Below are 12,375 nucleotides of genomic sequence, written 5' to 3'. Positions count from 1 at the left end.
CCTGGTTCGGCGCGGCGATGGTGCTCTTCTTCTTCGTCAACGTGGTGGCAGCGTTGTGAGGGCTGGAGAGTCCCTCCTTCCAACAGATGTGCTGCGGTGGGGCGCCGAAGGTGCAGGAGTACGATGAATTTCGAAAGCAGTACCCACATGAAACCCCGTAGCTCCCCCAAAGCCCACGGACGCCGCGAACGGGCGGAGCTGGCACGGCAAGGCGCGAAATCCGCCGCGCGGGGTGACGAGCCCTCGGTGAACCCGATGGACGCAGCCGAGAACACGCCGCCGTCGACCGGGGAGTCGATGGACGAGTGGCTCCATCGGCGCGATGCCTGGCAGGCCGGGTACGACCAGCAATCCGAAGTGATCCATCAAAGCCGTCCTCCGACTCCGGTCGGGCGCGACGACGAACACGATTGAACCCATGCCCTTGATCGACCCGCTGTTGTTCGCCACCGCCCGGCTCTCCACCTTCAGCGGCACAAGCGGCCTCACCAACGCCAGCGGCTTCTTCTTCCGCCGCGGCGAGAAGTTGTTCCTGGTCACGAGCCGCCACGTCTTCATCGACGAGGCGCAGGACCACCACCCCGACCGGATCGAAGTCGAGTTGCATCTCGATGCCGACAACGCCGTGCGCTCGACCGGCTGGTCGATGCTGCTCTACGAGAACCAGCACGCGACCTGGCGACAGGGGCGTGACGATGCCGGCGCGATCGACGTCGCGGCGCTCGAGATCGACGAGGGCCGCTTGCCGCAGGGCACGGCGTTGCAGGCGTTTTCACCCCGGCACCTGGCCGATGACGCCGACGACATCGCCATCGGACAGGCGCTCGTGATCCCCGGCTTCCCGCTGGGTTTTCACGATGCGATGCACCACCTGCCCGTCACCCGCAGCGCCGCGCTGGCCTCCCCGTGGGGGCTGCGCTTCCAGGGCAAGGGCTTTTTCCTGACCGATGCCCGCACCCACAGCGGCACGAGCGGTGCGCCGGTGGTGATGCGCATGGAAAGCGGCACGGCGCCGGGGGATTCGCTGCGCTGGAAGCTCCTGGGCGTGCACTCGTCGCGCATGGACATGGGCAACCGCGACCGCAACGTCGACGAATCGCTGGGGCTCAACGTCTCCTGGTACGCCGACATCCTGATGACGCTCACGGGGCCGGCGAAAGGGGCTTGAGGCGAATCTTGTTGCCATCCACTTGGATGGTGATAGGATGGTTTCATGCCTGCACGAAGCACCACCCAGACCGGCCTCAAGTCGCTCGACGAGAAGATCACCATCAACATCGGTTGTGTCGATCTGGGCCAGATCGACCTGCTGGTCGCCGAGGGGTTCTATTCGAACCGCACCGACCTCATCCGCACCGCGATCCGCAACCAGCTTGCCGCGCACGAGCCGGTGCTGCAAAGCGTCGTCGCGCGAAAGATGCTCGTGCTGGGCATCCAGAACTACACCGCCGCCGAGCTTTTGCAACACCGCGCCGCTGGCCAGCGGCTCGACATCAAGGTGCTGGGCCTGGCCACGTTTGCAGACGACGTGACGCCTTCGCTGGTGCTCGAGGTCGTCAACTCCATCACCGTGCTCGGCGCCATCCATGCGACACCTGCCGTGAAGGCCGCGCTGGCCAAGCGCATGGTGGCGCGGCCTTGATCACCCACCTTTCGCTTCACCTGGACTCCACATGACCCCCTCCATGACCGACCTGATGAACCGCGCGACGGCGCTGACGCGCTCCGGCGACCTGCACGGCGCCACCGCGCTCATCCAGGCGGCGCTTCGGGCGCAGCATGCCGGCTCCCCCATGCCCGGCCACGCGGCTCACGACGATGCCTGCGACGTCATCGACGTGGTGGCCCGCGAACTTGACGCGCCCCTCTGGTCGCCTCCTTCGCCGCCGCCGCCGGCTGCGCCCACCGCGCCTCTCCATCCCCCATCACCCGCAAGGCCTCGCGACGAGGCGCCGGGCGCTGCGGGTGAGTTCCTGCGCGGCAGCCATGCCGCGGCCGGCCTGCGCTGTGACTACCGGCTGTTCCTGCCGCCGGGTCTTGCGCCCGGCGCACCGCTCGTCGTCATGCTCCACGGCTGCACCCAGACGCCGGAGGACTTCGCCGCCGGCACGCGCATGAACGACGTGGCCGGTGCAAGAGGCTGCGGCGTGCTGTACCCCGCGCAGTCGACGCGCATGAACCCGCAGCGTTGCTGGAACTGGTTCAAGCACCAGCACCAGTCGCGCGGACGCGGCGAGCCGGCGCTGCTCGAATCGCTGATCCGCGCCGTCGTCGCCGAGCACGGGTTCGACAGCTCGCGGGTGTTCGTGGCGGGCCTTTCGGCCGGTGGCGCAATGGCGGCGGTGCTGGCGCAGGCCTGCCCCGATGTCGTGGCGGCGGTGGGTGTGCACTCGGGCCTTCCGGCCGGTGCGGCGCGCGACCTGCCGGCGGCGCTGGGCGCCATGAAGGGCGGGCCGGCTGAAGGTTTCTCGCAGGCGACCTCAGGCCTTCGCGTGCCGTGCATCGTGTTCCACGGAGATGCCGATGCCACGGTGCACTGCCGCAATGGCGATGCGCTGGCGAAGGCCATTCCACGCTCGTCGGTGCGGGAAAGCCGCGTCGAGGCTGGTGCCAGGCGGCGGGCTGCAACCCGCACCGTGTTCGTCGACGAAGCGGCGCGCACGACCGGCGAGTACTGGACGGTGCACGGTGCGCCGCACGCGTGGTCGGGCGGCCACTCCGGCGGCTCCTACACCGACCCGCTGGGCCCGGATGCCAGTGCCGAGATGGTGAGGTTCTTCCTCGACCTGAGCTGACGAGAGCTTGCACGAGGGTCATCGGGCTCGGGGAATAATCGTCCGGATGCACACCACCAGCCCCGCAGCCTGAGCGATGGACGAGAGCCGCTACCGGCTGCTGGTCGACTCGGTCACCGACTACGCCATCTACATGCTCGATGCCGGCGGCATCGTGTCGAGCTGGAACAGCGGGGCGCAGCGCTTCAAGGGCTACAGCGAAGCCGAGATCGTCGGCCAGCACTTCTCGCGTTTCTACGCCGATGAAGACCGCGCGGTCGGCCTGCCGCAGAAGGCGCTGGCGACGGCGGCCACCAAAGGGCGTTTCGAAGGCGAGGGCTGGCGAGTGCGCAAGGACGGCACCCGCTTCTGGGCGCACGTCGTCATCGACCCGATCCGACTGCCCGGCGGCGAGCTGCTGGGCTTTGCCAAGGTCACGCGCGACCTGAGCGAGCGCAAGGTGGCGGCCGAGCTGCTCAGGCGCAGCGAAGACCAGTTCAACCTGCTGGTGCAAAGCGTCACCGACTACGCGATCTACATGCTCGACGCGCACGGCCATGTGTCGAGCTGGAACCAGGGCGCGCAGCGCATCAAGGGCTACGCGCCGGAAGAGATCATCGGCGTGCACTTCTCGCGCTTCTACACCGCCGAAGACCGCGCCCGCGACCGGCCGGCGATCGCGCTCGCCACTGCCGCCCGCGAAGGCCGCTTCGAAGGCGAGGGCTGGCGCGTGCGCAAGGATGGCACGCGCTTCTGGGCCAACGTGGTGGTCGACCGCATCGTCGACCCGAGCGGCCAGTTGCTCGGCTTCGCCAAGGTCACGCGCGACGTGACCGAAAAGCGCGAGGCCCAGCACCAGCTCGAAATTGCCCGCGAGGCTTTCTTCCAGTCGCAGAAGATGGACGCCATCGGCCAGCTCACCGGCGGCGTGGCGCACGACTTCAACAACCTGCTGATGGCGGTGCTGTCGAGCCTGGCGCTGATCCGCAAGCGCATCCCCGACGACCCGAAGACGCAGGCCCTGCTCGACAACGCGGTGCGCGGGGCACGTCGCGGCGCCGAGCTGACGCAGCGCATGCTCGCCTTCGCGCGCCGGCAGGAACTCAAGCCCGTGGTCGTGCAGGTGCCCGAGCTGGTGCAGGGCATGTCGGGCCTGCTGCAAAGCTCGCTCGGCCCCGGCGTCGGCATCGAGACCCGCTTTGCCGAGGCGCTGGCGCCGGTGCTGGTCGACGCCAACCAGCTCGAGCTGGCCCTGCTCAACCTCGCCGTCAACGCACGCGATGCCATGCCCAAGGGCGGCGCCATCACGATCGCGGCGCACGAGGAGTGCGTGGCTGCGCACGAGGCCGGCAAGCTCGCGGCGGGCCGCTACGTCTGCCTGTCGCTGCGCGACGAAGGCGAGGGCATGGACGAAGACACCCTCGCGCGGGCCACCGAGCCGTTCTACACGACCAAGGGCGTGGGCAAGGGCACGGGGCTGGGCCTGTCGATGGTCGAAGGCCTGGCCGCGCAATCGGGCGGTCGGCTGGTGCTCAAGAGCGCCCGCGGCGAGGGCACCACGGCCGAGCTGTGGCTGCCGGTGGCGCGCGACGCCGCGAGCGAGCCCGGCACGGCCGAAGCGGCGCCCGCGTCACCGGGCGCTCCGGCGCAGGTCGAGCCGCTCACCGTGCTGGCGGTCGACGACGACGCGCTGGTGCTGATGAACACGGTGGCGATGCTGCAGGAGCTCGGCCACACCGTGCTGGAGGCCCCTTCGGGCAAGGAGGCGCTCGCGATGCTGGCGCGCGATGCGTCGATCGGCCTGCTGGTCACCGACCAGGCGATGCCGCAGATGACCGGCGTGCAGCTGGTCGAGGCGGCGCGGCGCGTGAGGCCAGGCCTGCCGGTCATCCTCGCCACCGGCTACGCTGACCTCGCCGCGGCGCTGCCGCCCGGCCTGCCGCGCCTGGCCAAACCCTTCGACCTCGACGCGCTGGCGCGGGCGCTGGCCGATGCCGTGGCGCTGCGGCGCGCACCACCGGCCGCATAGCGACACCCCCTGAGGCTCAGCGCTGCAAGAGGCGCGAGACGCTGAAGCTTTCGAGCCAGCTCCCCAGTCGTCCGGCCACCGAGCCGCTGCGTGCCGGTGCGGCCGACGGCTGGGGCTTGGCGGTGCGCGGCGGCGTGGCGGGCGTGCCCGGCGCCGGCTCGGGGTGGTCCGGTGCGAGCAGCGAGACCTGGGCGGGCTTGAGGCTTGCGGCCCGGTTGCCGGCGGGAGCGGGCGACATTCCTGTGGCCACGGGTCGCGTGAGCGGTGCGGCGGGCTTCGGGTGCAGCACCGGCTGCAGCCACTGCAGGATGGGCTGCCACTGCAAGAGGTCGGCTTCCACCTTCGACGCAGGCAGATCGAAGAGCGTGAGGCCCTGCTCGACGCAGCGCACGTAGCCCTGGGTTTCGCGCAGCACGCCGATGAAGGGGATCTTGTGCTTGGAGGCCCAGTCACGCAGGGTTTCGTCGGCCTTGGTGCGGGCGTCGAGTCGCATGCCCACGGCCGCCACCTTGCACTTGCCGCTGGCCACGCGGGGCAGGGCCATCAGCTCGGCGAAGCAGTCGGCGGCCGATTCGCGGTCGAAGACCGAGTTGCACACCGGCATGATGATCGCGTCGGCGAACATCGCCACCCGCGCCAGCTCGAAGCCGCGCAGGCCGCCGGGGGTGTCGAGGATCACGTGTGTCACGCCGGGCGGCGAGCGCAGCACGCTGCGCGCATCGACCGTCCAGCCGACGATGGGCGCCTTGTTGGTGACGGCCTGCTGGCTGCGCAACCGCAGCCAGGCCTGGGTGGACTGTTGTTTGTCCACGTCGCCCAGCATGACCGGAATGCCGTTGTGCGCGCAGTAGGCGGACAAGTGGGTGGCCAGCGTGCTCTTGCCGCTTCCACCTTTCCGATTGACGACTGCAACGACGGGCATGAATACCTGTGTCTGTGGGCTGCGCCAGCCGGGTGAGGGCGCCGGTGGCCGCTGATTACATCACCAAACCGGTGCGACTCCCATAGGAAGCAGCCCTCGTGGCCGCGAAGTGTTGCCGGGTTCCAATCGGGTTATCGGCATGAATCACGCAGTACCTGAACCCCACGGACCCGATTCCCGCTACGCTTGGTTACGCCTGATGGCCGCGCTGGCGCTGATGACCATCGGCAGCGGCGGCATGTACCTGGTCGCGGTGGTGCTGCCCTCGGTGCAGGCGGAATTCGGCGTGGCCCGGGCCGATGCCTCGCTGCCCTACACGGCGCTGATGATCGGCTTCGGGGTCGGCGGCATGCTGATGGGCCGGCTGGCCGACCGTTTCGGCGTGATGGTGCCCGTGCTCATCGGCAGCGCCGGCCTCGGGCTCGGCTACCTTGCGGCCGGCTTCGCGCCCAACGTCTGGGTGTTTGCGCTGGCGCACGGGGTGCTGCTGGGGCTTCTGGGCAGCTCGGCTACCTTTGCGCCGCTGGTGGCCGATGCGTCGCTGTGGTTCGTGAAGCGGCGCGGCATCGCGGTGGCCATCTGCGCAAGCGGCAACTACCTGGCCGGCGCCATCTGGCCGCCGGTGGTGCAGCACTTCAACGAACTCGTGGGCTGGCGCCACACCTATTTCGGCATCGGCGCCTTCTGCGCGCTGACCATGCCCTTCATCGCGCTGGCACTGCGGCCACGCCCGCCCAAGGCGCAGGTTTCGGCCATGCCGGGCGGGGCCGTGGTGGCGAGCGAGCGGCCGTTCGGCCTGTCGATGAACCAGGCGCAGGTGCTGCTGTGCGTGGCCGGGGTGGCGTGCTGCGTGGCGATGTCGATGCCGCAGGTGCACATCGTGGCCTACTGCGGCGACCTCGGCTATGGCGCCGCGCGCGGGGCGCAGATGCTGTCGCTGATGCTCGGGCTGGGCATCGTGAGCCGCCTGCTGTCGGGCTGGATCTGCGACCACATCGGCGGGCTGCGCACGCTGCTGCTCGGCTCCACGCTGCAGGGCGTGGCGCTGCTGCTCTTCCTGCCGTTCGATGGCCTGGTGCCGCTCTTCGTGATCTCGGGCCTCTTCGGGCTCTTCCAGGGCGGCATCGTGCCGTCGTACGCGATCATCGTGCGCGAGCATTTCCCGCCCCACGAAGCCGGCTCGCGGGTGGGCGCGGTGCTGATGTGCACGCTGCTGGGCATGGCGCTTGGGGGCTGGATGTCGGGCAAGGTGTTCGACCTCACCGGCTCGTACCACGCCGCCTTCCTCAACGGCATCGCGTGGAACGCGCTCAACCTCGCCATCGCGTGGTGGCTCTTCAGCCGCGTGCGCCGGCGGGCGGCTACAGCGGCGGCGTGACGAACTGGTCGAGGCCCTTGGGCACCTTGTCCCAGAGGGCTTCGCGCTGCGCGGGCTCGAGGGCCAGGCCGAACTGCTCCTGCAGCACTGTTTCGAATTCGTGGCGCGTTGCCAGCCGCGTCGTGGCCGGCGGCAGGCCCGGGCGGCGCTGCACGAGGCGGTCGTTGAAGAGGCCCACGCGCAGTTCCGGCGTCACCCGCTCCATCAGGAGGTTGTGGCAGAAGATCGATGTCGGGTGGGTCGCGGTGTACCAGTTGAGCGGCTCGTAGTCGGCCGCGGTGTGCGGCTCGAGCGTGAAGCGATACATCGGCATCCAGCCGGCCGGCAGGCGCGTCTCGGCGGTGTAGGTGCCGTCGCCGTCTTGCGTGAATCGTAGCAGCGCATGCGGGGTGCGCTGAGGCTCGTCGGGCACGAGGCGCAGCGGGGTGTCCATCAGGTTGCCGCCGAAGCCGGCATCGGCGATGTACGTCGTGGCGTCGCCCGCGTCAGGCACCGACACCTTGAGGAGCATGTGGCTGCGTGGGCGCAGCGGCGCGTCGGGCGGGCGCATCCAGACCACGCGCGCGGCCAGCGCCGTGACCTCGAAGCCGAGCGCCTGCAGTGCGAGCTGGAGCAGCAGGTTCTGCTCGAAGCAGTAGCCGCCGCGGCCCGCCTGCACCAGCTTGACCTGCACCGCCGCCGGGTCGAGCGAAGGCGGCGTGCCCAACAGCGGGTCGATGTTCTCGTAGGGAATGTGCGCCGGATGGCGCGCGCACAGCGCCGACAGCAGCTGGGCACCGGGTTGCCGCGAGCCGGTGTGGCCCAGGCGCCGCAGATAGTCCTCGAGATCGATCATGGGGGCGCGATTTGTACAGGGGGTGGGGCATTTTGCCGTCTGCCCCGGTTGACGCCCGGGCCTTGCAGGTTCACGCTCCGCGCAGGGAAGGGACCACGCCAGTGATCAATGGCCTAGGAATCCGCACGCGGCTTGCGCTGCTGCTGGCTCTGCTGCTCGCCGTCATGGCGATCGCGGCGGGATTTGCACTGTTCCAGCTGCGCGGTGTCACGCTGTCGGTGCAAAGCGTCTACGACGACCGTGTGCTGCCGCTCTTCCAGCTGCGCAAGGTGCACGACACCTACCTCGTCGACTTCCCCCGCGTCGCACGCGACCTGCACGACGGCGCCATCGGCGCCGACCAGGCGCTCAGCCTGCTCGACAACGGCCGGCGCGAGGCACGCGAGCAGTGGCTGCGCTACCGGGCCACCTACCTCGTGCCGCGCGAGAAGCTGCTGGTCGCGCGGGCCGAGCCCCTGCTCGATGCCGCCGAGCTGCTGCTGCAACGGTATGCGCTGGCGGTGGCACGCGGCACCCAGCGGCCCACCACCGCCGAGCTGCAGGCCACGGTGCGGCCGCTTGCCAGCGTGCTCGACGATCTCACCCAGCTGCAGGCCGACGAAGCGCAGGCCGCGGCCGTGGCCGGCCACGGTGCCTACCGCGCCGCCGTGTGGGCCCTCGTGGCGCTGCTGCTGCTCGCCTGTGCCGTCGGCATGACGCTCGCCTGGCGGGTGGCCGTCGGCTATGCCCGCGAGCGGCGCCAGCGCGAGCTGGAGGCCGAGCGCCTGTCGCTGTGCTACTCGGCCCTGTCGCGCACCAACCAGATGATCGTGCGGGTGCGCGACGAGGCGCTGATGTTCAGCGAGATCTGCCGCATCTGCGTGGAGTCGCGTCTGGCGAAGGTGGCGGCGCTCATGCGGCCGGTCGACGCCGACCACTTCAGCATCGACAGCGCGGCCGGCCCGGCCGAGGCCATGTTCGCCGGCCTCGACATGCGGCTCGACCCACCCGGCCAGGACGGCCCCGTGGCGCTGGCGCTGCGACACGGCCGCGTCGACATCTCCAACGACTTCCAGCACGACGTGCGGTTGGCGCGCTTCCGCTCGCGGGCGCTCGAGCACGGCGTGCGTGCGATGGCCGCGTTCCCAGTGCGCCGCGGCGGAGCGGTCGTCGCCTGCCTGGCGCTGTATGTTGGGGAGGCGGGATTCTTCGACGAAGCGCGCATCGCGCTCCTCGAAGAGATGACCGGCGATCTCTCGTTCGCACTCGACAACATCGACCGCGATGCCGCGCATGCCGCCGCCGAGCGCGAGATCGAGGCCGGCTACGCGCGGGTGCGCCAGATCTTCAACGTGATGCCGGTGTCGATCACGCTGATCTCGCGTCGCACCGGCTTGGTGGTGCTGGCCAACACGACTGCCGGCGAGCGCTACGGCCTTTCGCCCGAGGCGATGGTCGGTCGCACCACGAAGGAAATGAACATCGGCTTCTCGCAGGCGGAGCGCGAGCGCTTCTTCCGGCTGCTGGATGCGCAGGGCGCAGTGCGCAACTTCGATGCGCAGGTGCGCAACGCCCAGGGCGAGGTGCTGGACCTTCTCACCAGTGCCACGGTCCTCGACTACATGGGCGAGCCCTGCGTGCTGGCGGTGAGCCTCGATATCACCGAGAGCCGGCGCCGCGAGCGTGCCGAGCAGGCGCAGCGCGATGCCGAGATGCACAACCGCGCCAAGACCGATTTCCTCTCGCGCATGAGCCACGAGCTGCGCACGCCGCTCAACGCCGTGCTCGGCTTCTCGCAGCTCCTGCAGTCGAATGCACAGGAGCCGCTGAGCCCGCGCCAGCGCGAGCAGATCGAAGCCATCCGCCAGGCCGGCTGGCACCTGCTGGCGCTGGTCAACGACGTGCTCGACGTGTCGCGCATCGAGTCGGGCCACCTGCGTGTCGAGTCGCGTGGGGTCGACCTGATCGGGTTGCTCGACGAGGTGACCGAGACTCGTGCGCCCGCAGGCCGACGATGCCGGCATCACGCTCCACCGCGAAGACGGCGAGGGCCCGGCGCTCGTGATGGCCGACCCGGTGCGCTTGCGCCAGGTGCTGGTCAACCTGATGAGCAACGCGGTCAAGTACAACCGGCCGGGTGGCGTGGTGAGCCTGGAGATCGAACGCTCCGGCCCGCGTGTGGGTGTGTCGGTGGTCGACACCGGCATGGGCATGACGCAGGAGCAGCTCGACGGCCTCTTCGAGCCCTTCAACCGCCTCGGCCGCGAGTACAGCGAGATTGAAGGCACCGGCATCGGTCTCGTGCTCACGCGCCAGCTGCTCACGCTGATGGACGGCGAGCTTCGAGGTCGAGAGCGAAGAGGGCCGTGGCACCACGGTGCACGTGACGCTGATGCGGGCCGAGTCGGTGCAACCCTCGGTGCCGCGCCTGCCGGCCGATGCGGCGCTCGACGGCGATGCCGCCGAGCCCGAAGGCACCGTGCTCTACATCGAAGACAACCCGATCAACCTGTTGCTGGTGGAGCAGCTGCTGCTGCGCTGGCCGGGTGTGCGACTGCTGCAGGCCGAGACCGGCGAGAAGGGCATCGAGCTGGCCCAGGCCCTGCGGCCTGACCTCGTGCTGCTCGACATGCGGCTGCCCGACATGAGCGGCCCGGAGGTGCTGGAAGAGCTGCGCGAGCACCCCCGCACCCGTGGCCTGCGCGTGGTGGCGCTGTCGGCGAGTGCGATGCCCGAGGAAGTGGCGCTCGCCCGCGAGGGCGGCGCCCACGACTACTGGACCAAGCCGCTCGACTTCGACCGCTTCACGGCCGACCTCAAGCGGCTGCTCGCCAGGTCGCCGGTCAGCTCAGCTTGAAGACGGCAACCGTCTGAGCCAGCGTCGCGGCCTGGTGCTTGAGGCTCTCGGCCGCGGCGGCCGACTCTTCCACCAGCGCGGCGTTCTGCTGCGTCACCTGGTCGAGCTGGGCCACGGCGTCGCCGATCTGGCCGATGCCCGCGCTTTGCTCGGTGCTGGCGCTGCTGATCTCGCCGATGAGGTCGGTCACGCGCTTGACCTGCGTCACGATGTCGTCCATGGTCTGCCCGGCCTCGGTGACGAGGCGAGAGCCGTTCTCCACCTTCTCGACGCTCTCGCCGATCAGGCTCTTGATCTCCTTGGCGGCCTGCGCGCTGCGCTGGGCCAGCGTGCGCACTTCACCGGCGACGACCGCGAAGCCGCGGCCCTGCTCACCGGCGCGGGCGGCCTCGACCGCCGCATTCAACGCGAGGATGTTGGTCTGGAAGGCGATGCCGTCGATCACGCTGATGATGTCGGCGATCTTGCGCGAGCTGGCGGTGATGGCTTCCATCGTGGTGATCACTTGGCCCACCACCACGCCGCCCTGCGCCGCCACGGCCGAGGCACTGCTGGCCAGCTGCGTGGCCTGGCGTGCGGTGTCGGCGCTTTGCTGCACGGTGGAGGTGATCTCCTCCATCGAGGCGGCGGTCTGCTGCAGGTTGCTCGCCTGCTCTTCCGTGCGCTGGCTGAGGTCGGCGTTGCCCACCGCGATCTGTGCGGAGCCGGTGGCAATCGAGTCGGCGCTGTTGCGCACCTGGCTCACCACGCCGACCAGGCTTTCGTTCATGTGCTTGAGCGCAGCCATCAGCTGGCCGGTCTCGTCTTGTGTCTTGACCTCGATGCGCGAGCCGAGGTTGCCGGCGGCCACCGTCTGCGCCACTGCCACGGCTTCGTTGATGCCTTGCGAGATGCGGCGGATCAGCGTCCAGGCAAAGCCGGCGGCCAGCAGCACGGCGATGGCGCTGATGACGACGTTGCGCCAGAAGACGCCCTGGTAGTCGGCCTGCGCCTGCTTGTATTCCTGCTCGGCCACCGTGAGCTGCACGGCGATCAGCTGGTTCAGGTCGTCGGCCAGGGGGTCGACGGCGGGGTACATCTCCTTCGCCGTGAAGGCACGCAGGCCCTCGATGTCGTTCTTGGTGAGGAACTCTTCCACCCGCTTGGCAGCAGCATCGGCCACCTTCATCGCCGGCTCGGTGACGGCGATCAGTTTCTTCTCTTCGTCGACGAGGTCGGTGGCGATGTAGGCCTTCCAGTTCTTGTCGATGATGGTGCGGGCCTCGGCGAGTGCCTTCAGGCCCTCGGCGGGCTTCATCAGGCCGTCGCGCGTCTTGTGCGCGGTGTCGACCACCCCGATGAAGTAGCCGTCGGCGACTTCCTTCAGCTGCTTGAGCGGCACGACGCGGTCGTTGTAGACGCTGCCCAATTGATGGTTGCTGACGCTCAGGCGGTAGATGGCCGATGCTGACGATGCAAGCAGCAGGGCCAGCAGCACGCTGACCAACGCCGCCAGGCGCGCCTTGATGCTGAGTTTGTTCATGGTCCGGTTCCTCTCCAGGTGTCCAGCCCTCACTATCGGACCCGCCGACCGCGGCCTAAACACGGATATCGAGGAAGAA

The 12,375-nt window shown here is 69.4% G+C and carries 10 protein-coding genes and 2 pseudogenes; 9 read left to right on the top strand and 3 right to left on the bottom strand.

Annotated elements, in window-relative coordinates; genetic code table 11:
• Positions 1-123 precede the first annotated feature (123 nt).
• The 5 genes from LRS03_RS08670 to LRS03_RS08650 all read left to right on the top strand — a co-directional run bounded on the left by LRS03_RS08670 (position 124) and on the right by LRS03_RS08650 (position 4,803).
• The gene (locus tag LRS03_RS08670) at positions 124-414 is read left to right on the top strand and encodes a CrpP-related protein (protein ID WP_257825023.1); all 291 of its coding nucleotides are present in this window, start codon (positions 124-126) and stop codon (positions 412-414) included.
• Between the two features lie 4 nt (positions 415-418).
• The gene (locus LRS03_RS08665) at positions 419-1,168 is read left to right on the top strand and encodes a serine protease (RefSeq protein ID WP_257825022.1); all 750 of its coding nucleotides are present in this window, start codon (positions 419-421) and stop codon (positions 1,166-1,168) included.
• A gap of 45 nt (positions 1,169-1,213) precedes the next feature.
• Positions 1,214-1,642 carry a CopG family transcriptional regulator gene (locus LRS03_RS08660; protein WP_257825020.1) on the top strand — a complete coding sequence of 143 codons (429 nt, stop codon included), beginning with the start codon at positions 1,214-1,216 and terminating at the stop codon, positions 1,640-1,642.
• A gap of 31 nt (positions 1,643-1,673) precedes the next feature.
• Positions 1,674-2,795, top strand: coding sequence for an extracellular catalytic domain type 1 short-chain-length polyhydroxyalkanoate depolymerase (locus tag LRS03_RS08655; RefSeq protein WP_257825018.1), 1,122 nt, complete (start codon positions 1,674-1,676; stop codon positions 2,793-2,795).
• A 76-nt stretch (positions 2,796-2,871) separates the two neighbouring features.
• Entirely contained in the window at positions 2,872-4,803 is a 1,932-nt protein-coding gene (locus LRS03_RS08650) for a hybrid sensor histidine kinase/response regulator (protein WP_257825017.1), read from the top strand.
• Between the two features lie 16 nt (positions 4,804-4,819).
• Here LRS03_RS08650 and LRS03_RS08645 read toward each other — a convergent pair whose 3' ends face one another.
• On the bottom strand, positions 4,820-5,725 hold the full coding sequence (locus LRS03_RS08645) for a ParA family protein (protein ID WP_257825016.1): 906 nt from the start codon (positions 5,723-5,725) through the stop codon (positions 4,820-4,822).
• A gap of 199 nt (positions 5,726-5,924) precedes the next feature.
• Between LRS03_RS08645 and LRS03_RS08640 the strand changes: the two genes are divergently transcribed.
• A complete protein-coding gene (locus LRS03_RS08640) occupies positions 5,925-7,103 on the top strand; it encodes an MFS transporter (protein ID WP_257825014.1) in 1,179 nt (392 codons plus the stop codon).
• Here LRS03_RS08640 and LRS03_RS08635 read toward each other — a convergent pair.
• Positions 7,087-7,938 carry an arylamine N-acetyltransferase family protein gene (locus LRS03_RS08635; protein ID WP_257825012.1) on the bottom strand — a complete coding sequence of 284 codons (852 nt, stop codon included), beginning with the start codon at positions 7,936-7,938 and terminating at the stop codon, positions 7,087-7,089. The two genes, LRS03_RS08640 and LRS03_RS08635, sit on opposite strands and share 17 nt — an antisense overlap.
• 101 nt (positions 7,939-8,039) lie before the next feature.
• Here LRS03_RS08635 and LRS03_RS08630 point away from each other — a divergent pair.
• From LRS03_RS08630 to LRS03_RS08625, 3 genes and pseudogenes are all read left to right on the top strand, one after another.
• Positions 8,040-9,788 (top strand): annotated as a pseudogene (locus LRS03_RS08630) (GAF domain-containing protein); the annotation flags it as partial.
• Between the two features lie 193 nt (positions 9,789-9,981).
• Positions 9,982-10,215: pseudogene (locus LRS03_RS26830) on the top strand (sensor histidine kinase); the annotation flags it as partial.
• 79 nt (positions 10,216-10,294) lie between these two features.
• Positions 10,295-10,774, top strand: coding sequence for a response regulator (locus LRS03_RS08625; RefSeq protein ID WP_257825008.1), 480 nt, complete (start codon positions 10,295-10,297; stop codon positions 10,772-10,774).
• Here LRS03_RS08625 and LRS03_RS08620 read toward each other — a convergent pair.
• Positions 10,761-12,296, bottom strand: a complete 1,536-nt coding sequence (locus tag LRS03_RS08620; protein ID WP_257825006.1) for a methyl-accepting chemotaxis protein — start codon at positions 12,294-12,296, stop codon at positions 10,761-10,763. The genes LRS03_RS08625 and LRS03_RS08620 overlap by 14 nt on opposite strands.
• Between the last annotated feature and the right edge of the window lie 79 nt (positions 12,297-12,375).

Origin of the sequence: Rhizobacter sp. J219, assembly GCF_024700055.1 — a bacterium.
Classification (GTDB): Bacteria; Pseudomonadota; Gammaproteobacteria; order Burkholderiales; family Burkholderiaceae_C; genus Rhizobacter.
This window is presented reverse-complemented; position numbering and strand designations above follow the sequence as displayed.

Excerpts from the sequence above, each read along its gene's own strand:
- LRS03_RS08670 (WP_257825023.1), top strand. The coding sequence starts at position 124 with ATGAATTTCGAAAGCAGTACCCACATGAAACCCCGTAGCTCCCCCAAA.
- LRS03_RS08665 (WP_257825022.1), top strand. The coding sequence starts at position 419 with ATGCCCTTGATCGACCCGCTGTTGTTCGCCACCGCCCGGCTCTCCACC.
- LRS03_RS08660 (WP_257825020.1), top strand. The coding sequence starts at position 1,214 with ATGCCTGCACGAAGCACCACCCAGACCGGCCTCAAGTCGCTCGACGAG.
- LRS03_RS08655 (WP_257825018.1), top strand. The coding sequence starts at position 1,674 with ATGACCCCCTCCATGACCGACCTGATGAACCGCGCGACGGCGCTGACG.
- LRS03_RS08650 (WP_257825017.1), top strand. The coding sequence starts at position 2,872 with ATGGACGAGAGCCGCTACCGGCTGCTGGTCGACTCGGTCACCGACTAC.
- LRS03_RS08645 (WP_257825016.1), bottom strand. The coding sequence starts at position 5,725 with ATGCCCGTCGTTGCAGTCGTCAATCGGAAAGGTGGAAGCGGCAAGAGC.
- LRS03_RS08640 (WP_257825014.1), top strand. The coding sequence starts at position 5,925 with ATGGCCGCGCTGGCGCTGATGACCATCGGCAGCGGCGGCATGTACCTG.
- LRS03_RS08635 (WP_257825012.1), bottom strand. The coding sequence starts at position 7,938 with ATGATCGATCTCGAGGACTATCTGCGGCGCCTGGGCCACACCGGCTCG.
- LRS03_RS08620 (WP_257825006.1), bottom strand. The coding sequence starts at position 12,296 with ATGAACAAACTCAGCATCAAGGCGCGCCTGGCGGCGTTGGTCAGCGTG.